Raw genomic sequence first — 21,523 nt, 5'->3', positions numbered from 1 at the left:
TGAAGAAAGATTTTATTGTAAGGCTCAATGAGAGATTTCATTGCGAAAATATCCCTGACGGCGCTCTTCGCGCTGGCGATCTTCTCGGCATCGGCTGCCGAGAAGGTCACTTTTGAGGCCAGCTCTCCGCTGACGGTCGCCGTCGGCGAAGCGTTCCGCGTGGAGTTCGCGCTCAACGCCTATCCCGACAAGGGGACGTTCAAGGCGCCTTCGTTCGACGGATTCGACGTGATCGCCGGCCCGGCCGAGTCGTCGGGCCAGTCGATCCAGATCGTCAACGGAGCGATGACCAAAAGCATCAATTACACGATCACCTACGTCCTGCTTCCGCAGGCTGCGGGCAACGTCACCGTCGGGGCTGCCGAAGTCACGGTGGACGGCACCGTCTACCGTTCCAACGCCCTGCCGATCGAGATCGTGAACGAGGGCAAGTCCCCCGGCGCCGGCGGCACGCAGTCCCGGCCGCGCGAGGACTCCTCGCCGGACGTTACGGCGCAGAACCAGATCGCCAAGGACGACATTCTGCTGCGCGCCGTCGTGTCGCGGACCTCGGTCTACAAGGGCGAGCCGCTGCGCGTGACGTTCAAGCTGTACGAGCGGGTGCCGGTCGTGGGATACAACGACGTGAAATTCCCGTCGTTCAACGGATTCTGGGCGCAGGAGCTCAATACCGACAATGCCCGGCGCCAGCGCGAGACCTTCAACGGCAAGGTCTATGAGACGCTCGTGGCCAAGGAGTACCTGCTCTACCCGCAGCAGGCCGGGACGCTCGTGATCGAGCCGGCCGAACTGACGGCCGTGGCGCAGGTCGTGGTGCCGGGACGCCGCAACGTGGATCCCTTCTTCGGGGGCGGTCCCGACTTCGTCAACGTGCCCCGCAAGGTGCAGAGTCCGCGCATCAACATCGCCGTCAAGCCGCTGCCAGCGGGCGCTCCCGCCAGCTTCAGCGGCGCCGTGGGCAGTTTCACGATGGACGCCGTGCTTCCGCAGGAGCGGCTGGCCGCCAACTCCGCGGCGACCTATACGGTGAAGATCTCCGGCACGGGCAACCTTACGTTCGTGCAGGCCCCCAAACTGACGCTCCCCGCTTCGTTCGAGCAGTATAACGTCAAGACCACCGAGTCGATCAACACCTCTGCGGCCGGCATCTCCGGCTACCGCCAGTTCGAATATCCCTTCATCGCGCGCGCCGAAGGCACGTACGAGGTGGAACCCGTCGAATTCAGCTATTTCGACCCGTCGCGCATGCAGTACATGACGCTGAAGTCGAAGGCGCTGGAGCTGGAGATCACGCCCGACGCCAAGGGCGGCGGCGACGCTCTCGTGGTGCAGGGCCGCGGCATGTCGAAGGAGGAGGTCAAGCTGCTCGGACAGGATATCCGCTTCATCAAGCTGGGCAGTCCGCAGCTGCGTTCGGTCCGCGAACCGTTCCTCTTCAGCGCGGCCTACTGGGTGCTGTTCTTCGGCATCCTGATCCTCTTCGCAATGGTCTACGTCGCGCTGCGCCGGCAGATCCGCGAGTCGCAGAACGTGGCCCTGCTGCGGGGCAAGCGCGCCAACAAGGTCGCCGTGCAGCGTTTCCGCGCCGCCAAACGCTACATGGAGGAGCAGAACCGCCATGCGTTCTACGAGGAGATGCTCCGCGCGTTGTGGGGCTACATGAGCGACAAGTTCAACATTCCGGTCGCCAACCTCACGAAAGAGAACGTCCGCGAGGAGCTGCACAAACGGGGCGTCTCGTCCGAAGAGTCGCAGCGTTTCACGGCCATCATCACCAAGTGCGACGAGGCGCAGTATTCGCCGGCCGCATCGGCCCGGATGACCGAGGTCTACGGCGAGGGCGTCGATATCATTTCGCGGATCGAAGCGATGATAAAACGATAGGAACAGCTATGAAAAAACGAATTTCAGTTTGTCTCGTCCTGCTGCTGGGGTGGCTTGCATCCTATGCGCAGGAGCCTGCCGACAGCCTTGCGCAGCCGGCGGCGGAGCAGAGCGAGTCCGCGCCCCGGCCCACGACCGATGAGTTGTGGGACATGGCCAACACGGCCTATATCAACGGCAATTTCCATTCGGCCGCCGAAGTCTACGAAGAGATTCTTTCCCGCGGGGTAAGCTCCGTGAAACTCTACTATAACCTCGCCAATGCCTACTTCAAGGAGGACCGCATCGGCAAGGCCATCCTCTATTACAAACGGGCGCTGCGGCTGGCTCCCGGCAACGACGACATCCGCCACAACCTGAGCGTCGCCGAAGCCCGCACGAAGGACAACATCGAGGATATTCCCGAATTCTTCTTCGTGACGTGGATGCGCGAAGCCCGCCACACGATGAGCTGTACGGCGTGGAGCGTCCTTTCGCTGGTGCTGCTGGCCTGTGCGCTGGCGCTGTTTCTGGTCTACCTGCTGGCCCAGCGGCTTTCGCTGCGCAAGGCCGGGTTCTACGGCACCGTCGTCGCCGTGCTGCTGTGCATGCTGACGACGTGGTTCGCGCTGGGCGAACGCCGCGAGATGCTCGACGACACTTCGGCCGTGGTCATGACCGCTTCTACGGCGGTCAAGAGTTCGCCCGACAAGTCGTCCACCGACCTTTTCGTGCTGCACGAAGGCACGGTCGTGACGATCACGAACCGGCTCGACGACTGGTGCGAAGTGGTGATCGCCGACGGCAAGAAGGGGTGGCTGGAGTGCCGCAAAATCGAAACGATCTGAATGTCTAAATTACTACAGGACGTCGTCGGCGAGTTGTCGAAGCTTCCGGGCGTGGGGCGCCGCACGGCGCTGCGTCTCGCCATCCACATCCTGCGCATGGAGCGGGAGTCGGTGGCCGAAATGACGGAGAGCATCGACCGTTTCCGCAACGACGTGAAATACTGCGCCGAGTGCAACAACCTTTCGGACGAGGAGGTGTGCCCGATCTGTCTGGACGACGAGCGCGACCGGACCACGATCTGCGTCGTGGAGCAGGTCGCCGACGTGCTCTCGATCGAGAATACCCACCAGTACAAGGGTCTCTACCACGTGCTGGGCGGGGTCATTTCGCCGATGCAGGGCATTTCGCCCTCGGATCTGAAGATCGACCTGCTGACCGAGCGCATCGCCCGCGGCGGCGTGAAGGAGGTGATTCTCGCCATTTCGACCTCGGTCGAGGGCGAGACGACGCTCTTCTACCTGATGAACCGCCTGCGGCAGTTCCCCGGCGTGAAAGTCACCTCGATCGCCCGCGGCATCGGCTTCGGCGACGAGCTGGAATACGTCGACGAGCTGACCATCACGCATGCTTTGCGGAACCGCCGCGAAGTCGAATGATTCGCGGCCCGATAAATAAACGGTACGAAAAATGAAAAGAGGAATAATGACCCTCGCGGCGTTGGCCGCCATGTTGTGGAGCCTGCCCGCTGCGGCGCAGGAGGAATACCGGCAACCCGCGCTGGAGAATCCCGAATCGTGGAGCGTCGTGGTGATCCCCGACCTGCAGGGATATGCCAAGAACGAAGCCAGCCAGCCCATCGCCCGCCTGATGACGGCGTGGATCGCCGACAACATCGAGCGGCTGAACGTTCGGATGGTGCTCTGCGTGGGCGACGTGGTCGAGCAGAACGACCGCATCGGCAACGGTTTTTCAGGCGACCTGACCTCGGTGCGCCAATGGCAGGGCATGGCCGATGCGTTCGACGTGCTGGACGGCCGCGTGCCCTATCTGGTCGCCACCGGCAACCACGACTACACCTATACCCGCAGCGGCGCGCGGCGCACGCACCTGAACGAATATTTCCCGATCGGCCGCAACCCGCTCAACGCGGCGGCGATCTGCCAGTTCGGACTCGATTCGGACGAGAATCCCGCCGTCGAGAACTGCGCCTTCGAACTGAAGGCCCCCGACGGCAAGGACTACCTTTTCCTGAATATGGAGTTCGCGCCCCGCGATACGGTGATGAAGTGGGCGCAGCAGGTGGCGGGGCTGGAGGAGTACGCCGATCACCGGATCGTGCTGATGACCCACGCTTACCTCGATGCCAAGGACCAGCGGCTTTCCGGCCCCTGCAAGGTGACGAGCTACGAACCGCTGGTGCGCAACGGCAGGATCGTGAAGATCAAGGGACTGCCGCTTCCCGACGCCAGCAACGGCGAGGATCTCTGGCAGAAACTGGTCCGCCCGGCTTCCAACATCGAACTGGTGGTCTGCGGCCACATTTCGGGAAGCGGGTTCCGCACCGACAGAAACAGCGCCGGAAAAGACGTACACCAGATGCTCTTCGACGCGCAGTCGATGGGCGGCGGTTACGAGGGTAACGGCGGCGACGGCTGGATACGCATTCTGGAGTTCATGCCCGACGGCGTGACGGTGAAGGCGACGACTTTCTCGCCCCTGTTCGCCATTTCGCCCACTACGCGGCAGTTCGCTTGGATGCGCGACGCGAAGAACGAATTTACGTTCCGCTTCAGCAAATAAGACCCGGGTACGGGATCGTACCCAATTTAAAATAGTTTCAGTTATGGAATTTCTGACAAACGACAAACTCACGATCGTGGGCGCGGCCGGTATGATCGGCTCGAACATGGCCCAGACGGCGCTGATGATGCGCCTTACGCCGAACATCTGCCTGTATGACCCGTACGCTCCCGCGCTCGAAGGCGTGGCCGAGGAGCTTTATCACTGCGCGTTCGAAGGGGTGAACATCACTTGGACGAGCGATATCAAGGAGGCTCTTACGGACGCTTCGTATGTCGTTTCGTCGGGCGGCGCGGCGCGCAAGGCGGGCATGACGCGCGAAGACCTGCTGAAAGGCAATACCGAGATCGCCGCGCAGCTGGGCAAGGACATCAAGACCTACTGCCCCGGTGTGAAGCATGTGGTCGTGGTTTTCAATCCCGCCGACATCACGGGACTGGTAACGCTGATCTATGCGGGCATCCGTCCCTCGCAGCTTTCGACCCTTGCCGCGCTGGACAGCACGCGCCTGCGTTCGGAGCTGGCCAAGTATTTCAAGATTTCGCCCGACGAAATCCGCAACTGCCGCACCTACGGCGGCCACGGCGAGCAGATGGCCGTCTTCGCCTCGACGACGCTCGTCGCCGGACGTCCTCTTTCGGAGCTGATCGGCCATGAAATGCCCGAAGGCGACTGGCACGACCTGCAGCAGCGTGTGATTCAGGGCGGCAAGCATATCATCGACCTGCGCGGCCGCTCGTCGTTCCAAAGCCCGGCCTACCTGTCGATCTGCATGATCGCTGCGGCCATGGGCGGCAAGCCGTTCGGCTATCCGGCCGGCGTATTCGTGCACAACGATGAGTTCAAGCATATCCTGATGGCTATGGAGACCCAGATCACCAAGGAGGGCGTCAGCTACAAGAACGTGCAGGGCACGGCCGAGGAGAACAAGACCCTCGCCGCCAGCTACGAACACCTCTGCAAACTGCGCGACGAGGTGATTTCGATGGGTATCATCCCGCCCGTGGAGGAATGGCGCAGCCTGAATCCGCACCTGAAATAGACGCGGCGAGCCGTATGAAAAAGGGGAGGACTGTCCGAAAGTCCTCCCCTTTTTTGTCGTCAGGCTGCGCCCGTGCTTCGTCTCAGGGCTTCGCCTGAAATACGGCCCGCAGTTCGCCGTCGCTCAGCAGGAGCAGCATCGGTCCGTCCATATCGTAGTGCGTCGTCGATTCGAGCGCCTTGGTGAACGCGTCCTCCTGCTCCATGCCGGGGCATACCATCATCGTCGATGCCAGCGGCCCGATCTTCAGCGCGCCCTTCTCGGTCGCTTCGTACCTCCCCATGATGCGGTTGCAGGCGCCGATGCCCGCGATGCGGTTCTCTTCGGCCAGAAACGTAAGCGTGAATTTGCCCTCTTCGGGTTTGACGGCCTTGCCGCCCAGCTGAATGAGCTGCCATTCGGTGCCGACGAGCGGCCTGCGGTTTTTCTTCTGGTAGGAACGGCAGCTGCAGCACCCTGCGGCGAGGGCCGCAACGGCGGCGAGGGCCGCGATTTTCAGCAAAATCTTCATAGTATATTATTATATATGTGTTGTGCAAATATAGGGAATAAATCGTACCTTTGTGTAAAATTTGAAAAATACCCGTTATGAAGAAGATTATCGCATCGCCCCATGCGCCCAAAGCCGTGGGACCCTACTCGCAGGCCGTCGAAGCCGGCGGCGCGCTCTATGTTTCGGGCCAGCTTCCGATCGACGGCGCCACCAGTAAAATGGACGAAGGCGTCGAAGCCCAGACGCACCGGTCGCTTACGAACCTGCGCCACATCCTCGAAGAGGGCGGCTATACGCTCGGCGACGTGGTCAAGACCACCGTCCTGCTGCAGAACATCGGCGATTTCGCCGCGATGAACGCCGTTTACGCCCGGTTCTTTACCGAGCGGATGCCCGCCCGCGTGTGCTATCAGGTGGCGGCGCTTCCGATGGGCGCGCTGGTCGAGATCGACGCCGTGGCGGTGAAGTAGCCGGTGCTTTTCTGGGCCGCGGTCCGCACGCCGAAACCGGCGCCGCGGGTTTCCGCCGGCCGATAAATGCGTCTCACGTATGCGGGGCGCATCTTTTACACCTTTTGTAAATAACTTGTGGATAAAATTGGTGTGCGTCGCTGGTTTTTTCCATATAAAAGAATCATTTTTGTAAAACCGGACTTTGTCCGTTCCGACGCTAAAATTCTGAAATAAAGTAATATAGTCATGTCAAAAGCCGCAAAACCCGTGGCGCCGCAGAAAGTCGAATACAACGATGCGGTCGCCGAGTCGAAAAAGTATTTCGAAGGGGACGACCTCGCCGCAACGGTGTGGGTCAGCAAGTACGCCCTCAAGGACTCTTTCGGCAATATTTACGAAACGTCGCCCAAGCAGATGCACGAGCGTATCGCCGCCGAGATCGAGCGCATCGAACGCAAGTATCCCGATCCGATGAGCAAGGAGGAGGTGTTCGAGCTGCTCGACCATTTCCGGTACGTGATTCCGCAGGGCGGCCCGATGACGGGTATCGGCAACAACTTTCAGGTGGCCTCGCTCTCGAACTGCTTCGTGATCGGCCATAAGAACCCGGCCGACTCGTACGGCGGCATTTTCCGCATGGACGAGGAGCAGGTGCAGCTGATGAAGCGCCGCGGCGGCGTGGGGCACGACCTTTCACACATCCGTCCCACGGGCAGCCCCGTGCTGAACTCGGCCCTCACCTCCACGGGTATCGTTCCGTTCATGGAGCGCTATTCCAACTCGACGCGCGAAGTGGCGCAGGACGGCCGCCGCGGAGCGCTGATGCTCTCGCTGTCGATCAAGCATCCCGACGCCGAGCGTTTCATCGACGCCAAGGTCGATACGGGCAAGGTCACGGGCGCCAACGTCTCGATCAAGATCGATGACGAATTCATGCGCGCAGCGATCGCAGGCAAGAAGTACCACCAGCAGTTCCCGATCAAGTCGGACCATCCCAAATACGAGCAGGACATCGACGCCAAGAAACTCTGGGATAAAATCATCCACAACGCATGGAAGTCGGCCGAGCCGGGCGTGCTGTTCTGGGATACGATCATCCGCGAGAGCGTGCCCGACTGCTATGCCGACGAGGGCTTCGTGACGGTTTCGACCAACCCCTGCGGCGAGATTCCGCTCTGCCCCTACGATTCGTGCCGCCTGCTGGCGATGAACCTGCTGAGCTATGTGGACAACCCCTTCACCAAGGAGGCGAAGTTCAATTTCGACAGGTTCAAGGCGCATGTCGGCAAGGCCATGCGCATGATGGACGACATCATCGACCTCGAACTGGAGAAGGTCGAGCAGATCATCGCCAAGATCGCCGCCGACCCCGAAGACGAGGAGGTCCGCCGCGTGGAGCTGGAGTTGTGGAAGAAGATCCGCACCATGGCGCAGAAGGGCCGCCGCACGGGTCTCGGCATCACGGCCGAGGGCGATATGCTCGCGGCGCTGGGGCTGCTTTACGGCTCGGACGAGGCGATCGCTTTCGCCGTCGAGGTGCAGAAGACGCTGGCCGTCGAAGCCTACCGCGCTTCGGTCCGGATGGCCGCCCAGCGCGGAGCGTTCCCGATCTACGACGCTTCGAAGGAGAAGAACAACCCGATGATCGCCCGCATCCGCGAGGCCGATCCGGAGCTGTATGCCGAAATGGAGAAGAACGGCCGCCGCAATATCGCCATGCTGACCATCGCCCCGACGGGCACCACGTCGCTCATGTCGCAGACCACGTCGGGCATCGAACCGGTGTTCCGTACGGTCTACAAGCGTCGCCGCAAGATCAACCCTTCGGACCATGACACGCACGTCGATTACGAGGACGAAACGGGCGAAAAGTTTCAGGAGTACAACGTCTACCACCACAATTTCGTCAAGTGGCTGGACGCGAACGGATACGATACGTCGAAACTGGAGACCATCTCGGATGCCGAGCTGAACGAGTGGGTGGCGGCTTCGCCCTACCACGGCGCCACGGCCAATGACATCGACTGGGTTGCGAAAGTCAAGATGCAGGGTGCGATCCAGAAATGGGTGGACCATTCGATCTCGGTGACGGTGAACCTGCCGAACAATGTCTCCGAAGCGCTCGTCGCCGACGTGTACCGCACGGCTTGGGAGTGCGGCTGCAAGGGCGTTACGGTTTACCGCGACGGCTGCCGCGACGGTGTGCTGCTCGACAAGGCCTCCAAGAACAAGAAAAAGAAGTGCGAGGGGCATCCCGGCGAAGTGGCGAAGCGTCCCAAGTCGATTCCTGCCGACATCGTGCGGTTCAAGAACGGCACCGAGGACTGGATCGCCTTCGTGGGACTTCAGGACGGACGTCCCTACGAGGTCTTCACGGGTAAGATCGAGGAGGACGCCATGTATATTCCCCGCAAGATCAACAAGGGCTTCATCATCAAGGTCCGCGAGGACGACGGCACCAAGCGTTACGACTTCCAGTATACCGACCGTTACGGTTATACGAATACCATCGGCGGCATCTCGCGTCTGTTCGACGAAGAGTTCTGGAACTACGCCAAACTCATTTCGGGCGTATTGCGCCACGGCATGCCGATCGAGAAGACCGTTTCGCTCATCGAGTCGCTCCATCTGGACAGCGAGTCGATCAACACATGGAAGACGGGCGTCTGCCGTGCGCTGAAGCAATATATCGTGGACGGCACCAAGTCGAAAGGCAAATGTCCGAGCTGCGGACAGGAGAATATGGCCTACCAGAACGGCTGTCTGACCTGTATGTCGTGCGGTTATTCGAAATGCGGCTGATCTGAAAAGATTTGATATTGAGATTAAAAGGCTGGAAACGTATGTTTTCGGCCTTTTTTAGTCGCTTTCGGCTCTGTTTTTGCGTTTCATGCTGTCGATGAATGGATTTTGAAAAATTAATTTATAATTTTACAACTGGGAATAACTAATGTTAGCTATGAAAAAACTTATTCTAATTCTTGCGGTCGTGGCATTCGCGACGACGGCATGGGCGCAGGAGACGCCCAAAAAACCGAGCTTTGCAGGTTTTGTGTCCAATGGATTTTGGGATAACTGGGAGATGTCGCTGGGCGGCGGTGTAGGCACTGCCCTGACGAACGGCTCCAATTCGGGGTCTTTCGGAAAACGTCTCGGATTCGAAGCGAACTTTTCGCTTGTAAAATGGGTGCATCCTGTAGTAGGTATGCGTCTGCAGCTGCAGGGCGGTCAGTTTGCCAACTATGACGCCGATCTGGGCAAACTCAAGTGGCCTTACCTCTTCGTGCATTCCGACTTTATGCTTAACTTCTCGAACTGGGCGGGCGGTTACCGCGACGACCGGGCCTATTATCTGGTGCCGTTCGTAGGCTTCGGTTATCTGGCTACGAACTTCACGGACAAGAGCCAAGAGGACAATATGACCGGCACGCATCAGGCTTTCGCATTCTCTTACGGTCTGCTCAACAAGTTCCGCTTGTCGCGTTCGTTCGACTTCAATATCGAGCTGAAAGGCATGCTGGCGCCTTCGCGCGTATGCCCCGCGAAGACGGACGGTTCCTACCTGTTCGGCTTCAGCGCTACGGCGGGCTTCACCTACCGCTTTAACAAGCGCGGCTGGCAGCGCGGCGTAGCGGGCTATACGGCCGCCGACATTCAGGCGTTCCAAGACGCCGTTGCCGCAAGCATGGCCGCTGTCGAAGCCGCCGAGCTTGAGAACGCCCAGCTGGCTCAGCAGCTCGCCGCCGCTCAGGCGCAGGCTGCCGCCGCTCAGAACGCCGCCGCCGATGCCGCGGCAGCTGCTGCCGTCGCAACGGTTGTCGCCGCCGACGAAGCCGCTTTGGCCGACACTTCGATCATTCTCTTCGATTACAGCATGTCGGTGCTGACGCCGCAGGAGAAGACGCGTCTGGAGCTGATCGCCGAGCAGATCAAGAGCGGCTCGAAGGATGCCGTTTACCAGATCGTGGGTCACGCCGACCAGCAGACGGGTACCGCTGCCGGCAACAAGCGCGTCGCCGAGCACCGCGCCAAGCGGGTTTACGACTTCCTCGTATCGAAGGGCGTGAATCCCAAGCAGTTGAATTACGAGGGCAAGGGCAACTCCCCCGATCCCTTCAAGAAGGTTCAGGCCGCCAACCGCGCCGCGATTATCCAGTAATCCCCGCGGGACGGAATGACCGGTTCGCCCGGTCGGCCCGGCCGGATAAAAAAAAAGGATGCGCCTTTACAGGCGCATCCTTTTTTTGTGTGATCCGGAGCGGGGCGGAAAGTATGCCCCGGCATTTTCCGTGTTTCTCAGGCAGTCAGTCTGTTTCAGTCTGTCTCAGTCTGTCTCAGTCTGTCTCAGTCTGTCTCAGTCTCAGCCCTAGCCCCAGCCTTTTCGTGTGTCCGTATTTTTGTCGTATCTCCTGTATTTTCCGTGCCTGCCGTGTTCTTATCTCTCTTATTTGCCGTTGCTCCGGTATTTCCCGAATCTCTCGTACCTCCCGTATCTTCCGTTCCTTCCGTACCGGAAATCTACCTGATAATCACCGCATTGACGATCCGGACGCCGGAACGCCGGTTCAGCTCCTCCTTGAGCGCTTCGCGCTGGTAGAAGAGTTCCGAACGAAGCACGCTCGACTGGATGCGGGCATAGAGAATGTGGTTTTCCAGCTTCAGTTCCGTGGTGAAGTCTGCGGCGCGGTCGCCCACGACGGCGCGCCATGTGTCGGGCAGCTTTCCTTCGGCGACTTTGGCCGCGACATAGGGGCGTTTGAAAAACTCTTCCAGCAGGTCGCCCATCAGCATCGTCTTGGTCCGTCTCATCGCGCTCCCTCTTTTCCGTCGGATGTTTTGTCTGCCGTATCTGTCACGCAGGCGTCCTGTCCGCCGGATTTTTCGCCTGCGGACGCCGCGTTGCGTAAATCCTCCGAAACTTCGCCTTGCACCGCTGCCGTCCGGATTCCTTCCGCAGACCCAGCCTCCTGCGGCCCGGCATGCCGCGTTCGGTCCGCTGCTTCCTTCGTGCTCTCTTCGGCCGGAAGCTGCCCGCCGCAAGCCGGCGCTCCGGCCGTTGCGGTCTCCTGCCCGATGCCGCCGTTTTCGACCGTGAAGAGGGAGTACGCCCCGCCGGCCTTGTCCAGAATCCGGCGCAGACGGGTGGGGTTGCAGTCCGTAATGACGATCTGCCCGAACGAATCTTCCGACACCAGCCGTATGAGCTGTTCCACGCGCCCCGCGTCGAGCTTGTCGAACAGGTCGTCGAGCAGCAGGATCGGCTTCTCGCCTTTCTCCTGCGCGACTATCGTGTACTGGGCCAGTTTCAGGGCGATCAGGAACGACTTCTGCTGGCCCTGCGAGCCGTATTTGCGCAAGGGGTAGCCGCCGATCCTGAGCACCAGATCGTCGCGGTGAATGCCCGACGTGGTGAACTCGTTGGCCAGATCCTTCTGCCGCGCGGCGAGGAGAATCTCACCGAACGGACGGTCGTTCAGTTCCGATTTGTAGTGCAGTTCGACCTGCTCGCGGTCGCCCGAAAGTATGCGGTAATACTCCGCCGCCACGGGTTGCAGCCGCTCGGCGAACTCCCGCCTCCGGGCGTGAATCCGCTCGCCCTGTTCGACGAGCTGCATGTCGTAAATCTGCAGCATCGTCTCGTCGGGCATGTTCTTGAGCAGCCGGTTGCGCTCGGCCAGCACGGCGTTGTAGCGCATCACGGCGGTCAGATAGCTCCGGTCCAGCTGCGAGATGAAGGCGTTGAGGTAGCGGCGCCGTTCGTCCGAGGCGTCGCTGATCAGGGCGCTGTCCGCCGGCGATACGATCACGGCAGGAACAAGCCCCACGTGGTCCGAGAGCCGTTCGTACTCCTTGCCGTTGCGTTTGAGCACTTTGCCGCCTTTGCGCGAGAAGGAGCACACGATGTTTTCGCTCTTTCCCCCGTCGGTGAGATACTGCCCTTCGGCGAGGAAGAAGTCGGCGCCGTGGCGGATGCTCTGCCCGTCGGTCATGGGCAGCGACGACTTGCACATCGACAGGTAGTAGACCGCGTCGATGACGTTGGTCTTGCCGGCTCCGTTGTCGCCTACCAGACAGTTGACGCCCCGGCAGAGGGCAAGCTCCGCCTGTTCGATATTTTTGAAATTCAGCAGCGATATTTTCTTCAGAAACATAGCCCAAAGATAATGCAAGGTGAGTGCAAATGCAAACTTGTTTGCGATTTGCCGAAGTGCCGCCCGTACGGGGCGCCGTCTGTTTTTTGTAAAGATACAAAAAAAGCGGACAGCGCATTGCACATTCTGAATAGTTTTGTATCTTTGCAGACTAACATACCGAAATTTAACTAAAACAAGATATTTTTCATATGGCAAAGCAGCATGTAGCCGAGCAGGAGACCCTCGGCGAAGCAATGAACAGAACTGAGCTTTTCTTCGAGAAAAACGGCCGTAACATGGCGTATATTTTTCTGGGATTGCTGGTTCTTGCAGCCCTTATTTTCGGATACCGCGCACTGATCGTAGCCCCTCGCGCCACCAAAGCCGCCGAGCGGATCGCCGAGGCTCAGTACCGTTTCGAGGAGCAGAATCCGGATTATCAGCTCGCACTCGAAGGCGACGCCAACGGCGCCGGCTTCCTCGACGTGATCGAAGAGTACGGTTCGACGCCTTCGGGCAACCTCGCCAAGCACTATGCGGGTATCTGCTACCTGAAGACGGGCGATCTGGAGAACGCCGCCAAATATCTGGCGAAATACTCGCCGGTCAAGGGCATCCCCGGAGCGCTCATCAACGCCCAGAATCTGGGCCTGCAGGGCGACATCGCCGTCGAGCAGCAGAACTACGCCAAGGCGGTGAAATTCTACGAGCAGGCCGTCAAGGCCGCCGACAACAACCTGACGGCACCGATGTACCTGCGCAAGGCGGGTCTGGCCGAGCAGGCTCAGGGCAACAACGAAAAGGCAGCCGCATTTTACGAGCAGATTCTGACCTCCTATCCCGCATCGACGGATGCGCGTGAGGCGGAGAAGCTCCTCGGCAGCGTGAAATAACCGGGACTATGGCGACCAAGAATCACAACCTTTCCAAATTCGACTCACCCCTGCCTTCGGCCGCGGACATGCGGTTCGGAATCGTCGTGGCCGAGTGGAACCGCGAGGTCACCGAAGCTCTGCTCGAAGGCGCCGTGCGGACGCTCCGCGCCGCCGGATGTCCCGACCTGAACATCCAGATCAAGTATGTTCCGGGGACGTTCGAACTGGCCCTCGGCGCGCAGTTCTTCGCCGAATATACCGACGTGGACGCCGTGATCGCGCTGGGCTGCGTCATTCAGGGAGATACCCGTCATTTCGACTTTATCTGTCAGGGCGTTACGCAGGGCATCACGCAGCTGCAAATCCAGTGGAACATGCCCATCGCCTTCGGTGTGCTGACCGTGAACGACATGCAGCAGGCTTTGGACCGCTGCGGAGGCCGTCACGGCAACAAGGGCGACGAAGCCGCCGCCACGGCCGTCAATATGGTCAAACTGCAGATCGAGATGGAAGCCGCTTCGCCGGACCACGAACCCGACCGGCGGAATATCAACTGATCGGCAGCGATGCAGATACATGAAAAACGGAGAGTTGTACGACTCTCCGTTTTTTTCGTTCTCAGGCGGCCGCATTCGCAGCGGCGGTCTGTGTATCTGTTTGCCGTCCGCCTTATCTGCCTGCATAGGTCTTTGTTTACCGTCAGCCTTATTTGTCTGCGTCTGCCTTTGTCTGTGTCAGGTTTGTCTGTCCGCAGCGCCTTGTCTGCGTGTCTGTTTGCCGTCCGCCTTGTCTGTCTGCGGCGGCCTGTCTGTCTTTTGTCCTATTCCTTTGTCGGGAGCGTTATGCGCTCCGAGTAGCGGCGGCCGGAACGGTCGGTGGCGACGACTTCGATCTCGCGGGCCGACGCCGAAGGGCGGGCCTTGAAGTAGAAGTGCGTCGTGCGCGGCCGCTGCGACTTGGATACCGTCTTCCCGGCGACCTTCAGCGAGTCGATGTTGGCGATGTAGTCGGGATCGTTGAACCAGATGCGCTGCATGGAGCCGCGGTAGCGGCCGTCCTCATACCATACGACCGTCCAGTAGGAATCCCAGTTCCATACCTTGGCGATCACCGAAGCGGGGTAGTCCTCCGCCGTGCCGGGACCCCATACGCGCAGCTGCCGGGCTTCGGGCATCTCCAGACTCTGGTAGGTCCACGCGAAATCCTCGCCGCATTCGCGGAAAAGCTGCCAGCCTTTGGGCGTGCCGTCGCGGTTGATCGGGTCCCGCCAGAGGTTGCCGCATATCTGCGCCACGTTGTGTTCCATCGCGCCTTCGCGGATGTCGAAATTCGAGTTGATGTGCGTATGTCCCGATATGAAATGGATTTCATGGCCAGCAAAGGCGTCCATCAGGGTTTCGGCCGACTCCATGACGCGGCGTTCGTCGCGCCACGACTTCATGGCCGGAGCGTGCATCGCGAAGCAGACGCGCGAACCCGCCGGCAGACGTTCGGCGTAGGCCGCCGCCCAGCGCAGCTGCATCGAGTCTATCTGCTCGTCGTATTTGCGGGCGCCGTGGTAGACGATGTCGTCGAGAACGACGTAGTGGGTGCGGCCCATGTCGAAGGCATAATAGGTGGGGCCGAAATGCGACCGGTAGTTTTCGGTGGCTTCGCGGTCGGTGAATTTGTTCAGGTCGTGGTCGTGATTGCCGATCACGCCGTAAACGGGGATTCCGAGCGATGCGAACTTCTCCCTGACTTTGGCGAACAACTGCGGCGAGTCCCATACGATGTCGCCCAGCAGAATCGCGGCCTGATTGACTCCCTGCGCTTTTTTTGCGGCCGTTGCGGCCTGCAGCGGCGGGATTATCTCGGTGCGGAGCCGTTCGAAATGCTCGTCGGTCTTGGGCTGCGGGTCGGCGATGGCCAGCAGTTCGTAACATGCCGCGGTTCCGGGCCACGCCTGCAGTTCGAAGTCGAAACGTTTGGCCGAAGGGGTGTAGGGGAGGAAAAACTGCGGGACGCCCTCTTTGAGCGGTGCGATGTACCCCGCCGGGGTTACGACGCTGATGAATAACGCCTCCTCGTCGGCATCGAGGGCGAACGCCCCCTGCGCGTCGCTTTGCGCAAAGGTGTAGCCGTCCGTCACGGCGACTCCGCCGAGCGGCCTGCCGCCGCATTTGACGGTTCCCCGGATCGGACGGGCGGAAACTGCGGTGCAAAGCCCGCAGCAGATCAGCAGTAGAAGTAGCGGATGTTTCATGGTTCGGGTTGTTATTGGTTTCAGGTTTTTGCTATTGCCGTCGGCCCGGCGTTAAAATACGCCGAGGTTGTCGAGGAAGATCAGCAGCAGTACGGCCGGGCAGACGTAGCGCAGCAGGAAGATGAAGACGCCGTAAATGCGGAATTTCAGCTCCCCGTTGTTGGTGATCTGGTCCCTGAGTATCTGCCGGTCGAGTTTCCAGCCGACGAAGACGCAGGTGAAGAATCCGCCCGCGGGCAGCAGGATGTTGGCAGTCAGGAAGTCGAGCGAGTCGAAAAGCGAAAGTCCGCAGATCGTCCAGCCGCTCAGCACGCCCAGCGACAGCGACGCCAGCGATGCAAGCGCGGCCGTTGCGGCGGTCGTCAGCCATGCCGCGGTCTTGCGGCTCAGGTGCCACTCTTCATGCAGGTAGACCGTCACCACTTCGTGCAGCGAGATCGTCGAGGTAAGCGCCGCCACGACCAGCAGCAGGAAGAATACCGACGACCAGACCATGCTCAGGGGCATGTCGTTGAAGATGCTCGGCAGGGTGATGAACACCAGCGACGGACCCGACGAAGGCTCGATGCCCACGCTGAATACCGCCGGGAAGATCACCACGCCGGCCAGAACGGCTACCAGCGTGTCGAGGATCGTGACGTTGAGCGCCGTATGGCGCAGGTTGGTGTCGGGCTTGAAATACGAGGCGTAGGTGACCATCGTCCCGATGCCGATCGAGAGCGAGAAGAACGCCTGTCCCAGCGCGACGAGCACCGTCGTGGGCGTCACTTTCGAGAAATCCGGAGCGAAAAGGAACTTCAGTCCCGCTTCGCCGCCCGGCATCAGCAGCGAGTGGACCGACAGGATGATCAGGATGACGAAGAGCAGCGGCATCAGAATCTTGGCCGAACGCTCGATGCCCTTCTGCACACCGAGCGCGATCACGAAGTGGGTCGCCAGCACGAACAGACAGGTGTAGAGAACCGGCCGCCACGGATTGCTGATGAAGGTTTCGAAGAGGTTTTTGTACTCCTCGGCCGTAGAGTAGCGGGCGATCTCGCCCGTGGCGGAGTGTACCATGTATTCGGCCGTCCATCCCGAAACCACGAAATAGAATCCCAGAATCAGAAATGCCGCCAGCACGCCGTTGTAGCCCAGAAAACTCCATCGGCGGTTCAGCTTCCGGTAGGCGCCCACCGCATTGAGGTGCGACGCCCGTCCCACGGAGAATTCCGCGATCATCAGCGGCAGCCCCAGCAGCAGTACGCAGAGGATGTAGATAATCAGAAAGGCTCCGCCGCCGTTGTCTCCGGCGACGTACGGAAACCGCCAGATGTTGCCCAGCCCCACGGAGCTGCCCGCCGCGACGAGCACGGCGCTCAATTTGCCACCCAGCGTGGCGCGACTCTCCTTATGATGCATAACCTAACCTGTTTATTATCGGAAACGGGTGCGCGCATGGCGCACACCCGTCCTATTTCTCCAGCACGACGCTCACCTTCTCAAGCTTTCCGCCCAGCGGCGGCGCCAGTTTCGATACGGTGCATTTTACATGCCGTACCTGCGCGAAGGCGGCGTAAATCGCTTCGATGATGTTCATCGCCACCCGTTCGATGGTGTGCTGCGTGATGCGCATCTGCATCCGCACCACTTCGTAGACCGTCAGGTAATTGACCGTCTTGCGCACGTCGTCCTGCACGGCGGCGTCGCCCAGCTCTGCCGTCAGTTCCAGATCGACCGTGAAACGGTTGCCGACCTTGCGTTCCAGTTCGTAGCAGCCGTGCAGCGCCCGGAACTCCATCCGCGAGAGAACGATGCGGTACTCCATCTTATTCGGCGATCAGGAGGAAGTAATTCTTCTTGCCCTTCTGCACCAGCAGGTACTTGCCGGCGATCAGGTCCGCTTCGGTCACCTCGCGCGCCGCGTCGGCGACCTTCTCCTTGTTGAGCGACACGCCGCCGCCCTGCACCATCTTGCGGCATTCGCCCTTCGAGGGGAAGACCTGCGCCTTCTCGGCGCAGAGGTCCACGAACGGCAGCCCCAGCTCGGCGCGGGCGATGCGGAACTGCGGCACGCCCTCGAACACCTGCAGCAGTGTCTCTTCGTCGAGTTTGCGCAGCGCCTCCGAGGTCGATCCGCCGAAGAGGATCGCCGAAGCCTCGACGGCCTTTTCGTACTCCTCCTTGGAGTGGATCATCGTGGTGATCTCCTGCGCCAGCCGCTTCTGCAGTATGCGCAGGTGGGGCGCCGCTTCATGTTCGGCGGTCAGCGCCTCGACGGTCTCGCGGTCCAGCAGCGTGAAGATGCGGATGTAACGCTTGGCGTCCTCGTCGCTGACGTTGAGCCAGAACTGGTAGAACTTGTAGGGCGAGGTGTAGCGCGGGTCGAGCCATACGTTGCCGCTCTCGGTCTTGCCGAACTTCGTGCCGTCGGCCTTGGTGATGAGCGGGCAGGTGATGGCGAACGCCTCGGCTTCGCTGCCCAGCTTGCGGCGGATCAGCTCCGTACCGGTGGTGATGTTGCCCCACTGGTCGGCGCCGCCCAGCTGCACCTTGCAGTTCATCGTCTGGTAGAGGTGCAGGAAGTCGAAGCCCTGTACCAGCTGGTAGGTGAATTCGGTGAACGACATGCCGTCGCCCTCGCCGCTGAAACGCTTCTTGACCGAGTCTTTAGCCATCATGTAGTTGACGGTGATGCACTTGCCGATGTCGCGGATGAATTCGAGGAACGAGATGTCCTTCATCCAGTCGTAGTTGTTGACCAGCACGGCGGCATTCGGCGCGTCCGACTCGAAGTCGAGCAGTTTGGCGAGCTGCCGCTTGATCGCCTCCTGATTGTGGCGGAGCGTCGGCTCGTCGAGCAGGTTGCGCTCCTGCGACTTGCCGCTGGGGTCTCCGATCATGCCCGTCGCGCCGCCTATGAGCGCCAGCGGACGGTGGCCGCACATCTGGAAATGCTTGAGGATCATCACGCCCACCAGATGTCCGATATGCAGTGAGTCGGCCGTGGGGTCGATGCCCAGATAGGCCGTCGTCATCTCTTTTTCGAGTTGTTCCTTTGCGCCGGGCATGATCGTGTGGATCATGCCGCGCCATTCGAGTTCTTCGATGAAATTCTTTGTTGCCATTTTATTGTTTCTTTGTCTTGATTATCAATATTGTCCGGCGTCCGGCCGGTCGTGCCGGCGGTCTGCATGCGCCTCCGTCTGCGGCCGTTCGCCTGAACCCGTTCTGCGGCGTGCGCCGTAAGTCGGGTGCGTTATTCCACTTCCAGATCCAGCGCCTTGCGAAGCTCCGCCACCAGCGGGTTTTTCTCCGTAATGTACCGTACCCGGTCTTCGAGTTTGATCGGACGCACCGCCCGTATCTCCTCGTTTACGATGACCTCCAATTCGATCATTCCCTCTATTCCGGCCAGTTCGGCGATGCGCATCAGCATTCCCGTCTTACTGCGCAGAATCTCTTCGCGCAGTTCGGTCGTCGGCACGCTCACCGAGATCGTGTTGTCGCGGAACGTCATCAGCTCGAAGGCCGGCACGAAGCGCGGGCGTTTCTCCTTGATGAGGTTCAGTATCCTGCTGCGGGCGTGCTCCAGCTTTTCGGCGCACTCCGGATCGACGGTTGCGGCTTCGGCTTCGTCGGGCGATTCGCCGTCCGAAAGCTCTTCGTCGGGATCGCTGCCCGCCGAGGCGAGCAGTTCCGAGAGCGAAGCGCCCGATATGAGCGGACGCCGTGCCGGAGCCGGTGCGGTCTGCACTGCGGGTCTTGCCGGTGCGGGCTGCGGAGTCGTTTCTGCGGTTGTTCCGCCTGCGGTTTGCACCGCCGGGACGGCCGCTCCGCCTTGTGCCGTCGGATGCGCTGTTCCGCCCAGTACCGTCGGTCCCGCCGCTCCTCCCTGCGCGGTCGGGTTTGGTGTCCCGCTCTGCATCGCCGGATTCGCCATTCCTCCTTGCGCCGCGGGATTCGCCGCTCCGCCCGGTATCGTTTGTCCGGCTGCCGCAGCCTGCGGAGCGTTGTCCTGAGCGGAAACTTCCGCTGCCTGCGGACCCGCCGTCTGCATCGTAGCTCCGCGTACGGAAAATCCGGATACCTGCGGTATGCCGGCCGATGCCGCCGGTCCTGCTTCCGGCCGTACAGAGCCTTGCCCCGTTTGTTCTGCTCCCGGCTGAACTGCGGACGGTGCCGTTTGTCCTGCCGCCGGTGGAGCTGCGGCCTGTCCTGCGTCCGGTCGAACCGCGGTTTGTCCTGCTTCCGGCCGAACTGCGGCCTGCACCGTTGCTCCCGCACCCGGCTGGGGCGTACCCGGCGTCGCTTGCCCTGCCGCGGAAACTGTCTGCGCCTGAACTGTAGACGCGCTCTGCTGCGGCGCGGGTCGTGCCGCAGCCGTCGGAGTCGCCGCCGCGCCTGCGGCCGTACGGGGTGAGAGGGCGGGGAGGGAATACTCCCCGGAGGAGGTCAGATCGTCATTTTTTTTTTGGCCGAGTCCTGCGATCTTCATCAGGCCCAGCTCGACGAGCAATCGCTGGTTCGACGATTGCCGGATCTTCCCGTCGAGCTCCGTCAGAATGGAGATGGCTCCGAACAGGAACTCGACATTGCAGGCGCCCGCCTGCGTCCGGTATCGTTCGAGCAGCGTTCCGGTCATTTCGATCAGCCGCAGCGTTTCGGGGCGCTTGGCCATCAGCAGGTCGCGCATGTGGCGGTTGAGTCCCGCCGTGAAGGTCTGCCCCGAAAAGCCTTTCGAGAGCACCGTGTCGAACGTGACCAGCACATCGACGTAGTTGCCTGCGAGCAGCATCTCCGTAACGCTGAAATAGGTGTCGTAATCCAGCACGTTGAGCGTCTGGGCCACGTTGCGGTAGTCGAGCGTCGTGCCGCAGAACGACACGGCCTTGTCGAACATCGACAGGGCGTCGCGCATGCCGCCGTCGGCTTTCTGCGCGATGAGGTTCAGCGACTCTTCGTCGGCCGAGATGTTCTCCTGCCCGGCGATGTATTTGAGGTATTCGACGCTGTCCTCGACGCGGATGCGGTTGAAGTCGTAAATCTGGCACCGCGAGAGGATGGTCGGAATGATCTTGTGTTTCTCGGTCGTCGCGAGGATGAAGATGGCGTGTGCGGGCGGCTCTTCGAGCGTCTTGAGGAAGGCGTTGAAGGCTGCGGCCGAGAGCATGTGGACCTCGTCGATGATGAATACCGAGTAACGGCCCACCTGCGGGATGATGCGCACCTGCTCGATCAGCGTGCGGATGTCCTCCACCGAGTTGTTCGATGCGGCGTCCAGCTCGTGGATGTTCAGCGAGCGGCCCTCGTTGAACGAGCGGCACGATTCGCACTCGTTGCAGGCTTCTGCGCCGTTGGGGCTCAGGCAGTTGATGGCCTTTGCAAAGATGCGGGCGCAGGTGGTCTTTCCCACGCCGCGGGGACCGCAGAAGAGGTAGGCATGGGCCAGCTGGGCGCGCTCGATGGCGTTTTTGAGCGTCGAGGTAATATGTTTCTGCCCGACGACCGAGGCGAAGGTCGCGGGGCGGTATTTGCGTGCGCTGACGATAAAATCACTCATAGTTCCGCAAAGATAAGAAATATGAGCGAAGATTTGAAAATTCGGGATTAAAAATTGTCCCCTCCGCCGTCCCTGCGCGCCCGTCCGCCGTTGCGCCAAATTGGCGCATTTTGACAGCGTGTTGTGACAAAACATGACACAATGACCGAAAAATGAGGTTGGCAGGTGTTTTGCGGATGTTGATGACGAATGGTTTGCGTCTGCGATCCGGTCGCAATGCGACGAGTCCCCGCCGGGCGGGGATTTGAGGGGGAGTCGGACTTGCATGCGCGGCGGTAAGCCGCGGGT

At 60.6% G+C, this 21,523-nt stretch carries 18 protein-coding genes; 10 read left to right on the top strand and 8 right to left on the bottom strand.

Annotation, left to right across the window (positions count from 1 at the left end):
* The first annotated feature begins 27 nt into the window (after positions 1 to 27).
* Genes ALFI_RS05740 through ALFI_RS05720 form a run of 5 tightly spaced genes read left to right on the top strand, consistent with a single transcriptional unit; the run spans position 28 to position 5,494 of the window.
* The gene (locus tag ALFI_RS05740; protein ID WP_009596752.1) at positions 28 to 1,884 is read left to right on the top strand and encodes a BatD family protein; all 1,857 of its coding nucleotides are present in this window, start codon (positions 28 to 30) and stop codon (positions 1,882 to 1,884) included.
* An 8-nt stretch (positions 1,885 to 1,892) separates the two neighbouring features.
* Complete coding sequence (locus tag ALFI_RS05735; protein WP_014775120.1) at positions 1,893 to 2,711, top strand: tetratricopeptide repeat protein; 819 nt, start codon at positions 1,893 to 1,895, stop codon at positions 2,709 to 2,711.
* Positions 2,712 to 3,308, top strand: a complete 597-nt coding sequence (gene recR, locus ALFI_RS05730; protein WP_009596722.1) for a recombination mediator RecR — start codon at positions 2,712 to 2,714, stop codon at positions 3,306 to 3,308. It begins immediately after the preceding gene.
* 31 nt (positions 3,309 to 3,339) lie between these two features.
* Positions 3,340 to 4,452 carry a metallophosphoesterase gene (locus ALFI_RS05725; protein WP_014775119.1) on the top strand — a complete coding sequence of 371 codons (1,113 nt, stop codon included), beginning with the start codon at positions 3,340 to 3,342 and terminating at the stop codon, positions 4,450 to 4,452.
* A 43-nt stretch (positions 4,453 to 4,495) separates the two neighbouring features.
* Positions 4,496 to 5,494: a malate dehydrogenase gene (locus ALFI_RS05720; RefSeq protein WP_009596748.1), complete on the top strand. Its 999-nt coding sequence runs from the start codon at positions 4,496 to 4,498 to the stop codon at positions 5,492 to 5,494.
* A gap of 82 nt (positions 5,495 to 5,576) precedes the next feature.
* On the opposite strand, the gene ALFI_RS05715 is transcribed toward ALFI_RS05720, so the two are convergent.
* Complete coding sequence (locus tag ALFI_RS05715; protein WP_014775118.1) at positions 5,577 to 6,005, bottom strand: META domain-containing protein; 429 nt, start codon at positions 6,003 to 6,005, stop codon at positions 5,577 to 5,579.
* 77 nt (positions 6,006 to 6,082) lie between these two features.
* On the opposite strand from ALFI_RS05715, the gene ALFI_RS05710 reads away from it, so the two are divergent.
* The 3 genes from ALFI_RS05710 to ALFI_RS05700 all read left to right on the top strand — a co-directional run bounded on the left by ALFI_RS05710 (position 6,083) and on the right by ALFI_RS05700 (position 10,598).
* Positions 6,083 to 6,457: a RidA family protein gene (locus tag ALFI_RS05710; protein WP_014775117.1), complete on the top strand. Its 375-nt coding sequence runs from the start codon at positions 6,083 to 6,085 to the stop codon at positions 6,455 to 6,457.
* A gap of 228 nt (positions 6,458 to 6,685) precedes the next feature.
* On the top strand, positions 6,686 to 9,241 hold the full coding sequence (locus tag ALFI_RS05705; RefSeq protein WP_009596732.1) for an adenosylcobalamin-dependent ribonucleoside-diphosphate reductase: 2,556 nt from the start codon (positions 6,686 to 6,688) through the stop codon (positions 9,239 to 9,241).
* Positions 9,242 to 9,398: 157 nt separating this feature from the next.
* Positions 9,399 to 10,598, top strand: a complete 1,200-nt coding sequence (locus ALFI_RS05700) for an OmpA family protein (RefSeq protein WP_014775115.1) — start codon at positions 9,399 to 9,401, stop codon at positions 10,596 to 10,598.
* Positions 10,599 to 10,957: 359 nt separating this feature from the next.
* Here ALFI_RS05700 and ALFI_RS05695 read toward each other — a convergent pair whose 3' ends face one another.
* Entirely contained in the window at positions 10,958 to 11,230 is a 273-nt protein-coding gene (locus ALFI_RS05695) for a DciA family protein (protein WP_039939733.1), read from the bottom strand.
* Positions 11,231 to 11,244: 14 nt separating this feature from the next.
* Positions 11,245 to 12,591 (bottom strand): DNA replication/repair protein RecF, encoded by a 1,347-nt coding sequence (gene recF / locus ALFI_RS05690; RefSeq protein ID WP_014775114.1) that lies wholly within the window; start codon positions 12,589 to 12,591, stop codon positions 11,245 to 11,247.
* A gap of 191 nt (positions 12,592 to 12,782) precedes the next feature.
* Between recF and ALFI_RS05685 the strand changes: the two genes are divergently transcribed.
* Both ALFI_RS05685 and ribH read left to right on the top strand, forming a co-directional pair.
* On the top strand, positions 12,783 to 13,466 hold the full coding sequence (locus ALFI_RS05685) for a tetratricopeptide repeat protein (RefSeq protein ID WP_009596731.1): 684 nt from the start codon (positions 12,783 to 12,785) through the stop codon (positions 13,464 to 13,466).
* Between the two features lie 8 nt (positions 13,467 to 13,474).
* Positions 13,475 to 14,005: a 6,7-dimethyl-8-ribityllumazine synthase gene (ribH, locus tag ALFI_RS05680; protein ID WP_009596738.1), complete on the top strand. Its 531-nt coding sequence runs from the start codon at positions 13,475 to 13,477 to the stop codon at positions 14,003 to 14,005.
* Between the two features lie 263 nt (positions 14,006 to 14,268).
* Here the strand turns inward: ribH and ALFI_RS05675 are convergent, their stop codons facing one another.
* The 5 genes from ALFI_RS05675 to dnaX form a co-directional block, all read right to left on the bottom strand.
* Entirely contained in the window at positions 14,269 to 15,693 is a 1,425-nt protein-coding gene (locus ALFI_RS05675; RefSeq protein ID WP_014775113.1) for a calcineurin-like phosphoesterase C-terminal domain-containing protein, read from the bottom strand.
* 51 nt (positions 15,694 to 15,744) lie between these two features.
* Entirely contained in the window at positions 15,745 to 17,094 is a 1,350-nt protein-coding gene (locus tag ALFI_RS05670) for a sodium-dependent transporter (protein WP_009596751.1), read from the bottom strand.
* Positions 17,095 to 17,146: 52 nt separating this feature from the next.
* Positions 17,147 to 17,500, bottom strand: a complete 354-nt coding sequence (folB, locus tag ALFI_RS05665; protein ID WP_009596750.1) for a dihydroneopterin aldolase — start codon at positions 17,498 to 17,500, stop codon at positions 17,147 to 17,149.
* A 1-nt stretch (position 17,501) separates the two neighbouring features.
* A complete protein-coding gene (gene tyrS, locus ALFI_RS05660; RefSeq protein ID WP_009596737.1) occupies positions 17,502 to 18,800 on the bottom strand; it encodes a tyrosine--tRNA ligase in 1,299 nt (432 codons plus the stop codon).
* A gap of 131 nt (positions 18,801 to 18,931) precedes the next feature.
* Complete coding sequence (dnaX, locus tag ALFI_RS16490) at positions 18,932 to 21,235, bottom strand: DNA polymerase III subunit gamma/tau (protein ID WP_014775112.1); 2,304 nt, start codon at positions 21,233 to 21,235, stop codon at positions 18,932 to 18,934.
* Between the last annotated feature and the right edge of the window lie 288 nt (positions 21,236 to 21,523).

This window comes from Alistipes finegoldii DSM 17242 (genome assembly GCF_000265365.1).
GTDB lineage: Bacteria > Bacteroidota > Bacteroidia > Bacteroidales > Rikenellaceae > Alistipes > Alistipes finegoldii.
Note: the sequence above shows the minus strand (reverse complement) of the source record. Positions and strands in the feature narration are given on the sequence as shown.

Bases quoted from the DNA above. Each gene is read 5' to 3' on its own strand.
- ALFI_RS05675 (WP_014775113.1), bottom strand. From the start codon at position 15,693: ATGAAACATCCGCTACTTCTACTGCTGATCTGCTGCGGGCTTTGCACC.
- folB (WP_009596750.1), bottom strand. From the start codon at position 17,500: ATGGAGTACCGCATCGTTCTCTCGCGGATGGAGTTCCGGGCGCTGCAC.
- ALFI_RS05720 (WP_009596748.1), top strand. From the start codon at position 4,496: ATGGAATTTCTGACAAACGACAAACTCACGATCGTGGGCGCGGCCGGT.
- recR (WP_009596722.1), top strand. From the start codon at position 2,712: ATGTCTAAATTACTACAGGACGTCGTCGGCGAGTTGTCGAAGCTTCCG.
- tyrS (WP_009596737.1), bottom strand. From the start codon at position 18,800: ATGGCAACAAAGAATTTCATCGAAGAACTCGAATGGCGCGGCATGATC.
- ribH (WP_009596738.1), top strand. From the start codon at position 13,475: ATGGCGACCAAGAATCACAACCTTTCCAAATTCGACTCACCCCTGCCT.
- dnaX (WP_014775112.1), bottom strand. From the start codon at position 21,235: ATGAGTGATTTTATCGTCAGCGCACGCAAATACCGCCCCGCGACCTTC.
- ALFI_RS05715 (WP_014775118.1), bottom strand. From the start codon at position 6,005: ATGAAGATTTTGCTGAAAATCGCGGCCCTCGCCGCCGTTGCGGCCCTC.
- recF (WP_014775114.1), bottom strand. From the start codon at position 12,591: ATGTTTCTGAAGAAAATATCGCTGCTGAATTTCAAAAATATCGAACAG.
- ALFI_RS05670 (WP_009596751.1), bottom strand. From the start codon at position 17,094: ATGCATCATAAGGAGAGTCGCGCCACGCTGGGTGGCAAATTGAGCGCC.
- ALFI_RS05735 (WP_014775120.1), top strand. From the start codon at position 1,893: ATGAAAAAACGAATTTCAGTTTGTCTCGTCCTGCTGCTGGGGTGGCTT.
- ALFI_RS05705 (WP_009596732.1), top strand. From the start codon at position 6,686: ATGTCAAAAGCCGCAAAACCCGTGGCGCCGCAGAAAGTCGAATACAAC.
- ALFI_RS05685 (WP_009596731.1), top strand. From the start codon at position 12,783: ATGGCAAAGCAGCATGTAGCCGAGCAGGAGACCCTCGGCGAAGCAATG.
- ALFI_RS05710 (WP_014775117.1), top strand. From the start codon at position 6,083: ATGAAGAAGATTATCGCATCGCCCCATGCGCCCAAAGCCGTGGGACCC.
- ALFI_RS05740 (WP_009596752.1), top strand. From the start codon at position 28: ATGAGAGATTTCATTGCGAAAATATCCCTGACGGCGCTCTTCGCGCTG.
- ALFI_RS05700 (WP_014775115.1), top strand. From the start codon at position 9,399: ATGAAAAAACTTATTCTAATTCTTGCGGTCGTGGCATTCGCGACGACG.
- ALFI_RS05725 (WP_014775119.1), top strand. From the start codon at position 3,340: ATGAAAAGAGGAATAATGACCCTCGCGGCGTTGGCCGCCATGTTGTGG.
- ALFI_RS05695 (WP_039939733.1), bottom strand. From the start codon at position 11,230: ATGCTGATGGGCGACCTGCTGGAAGAGTTTTTCAAACGCCCCTATGTC.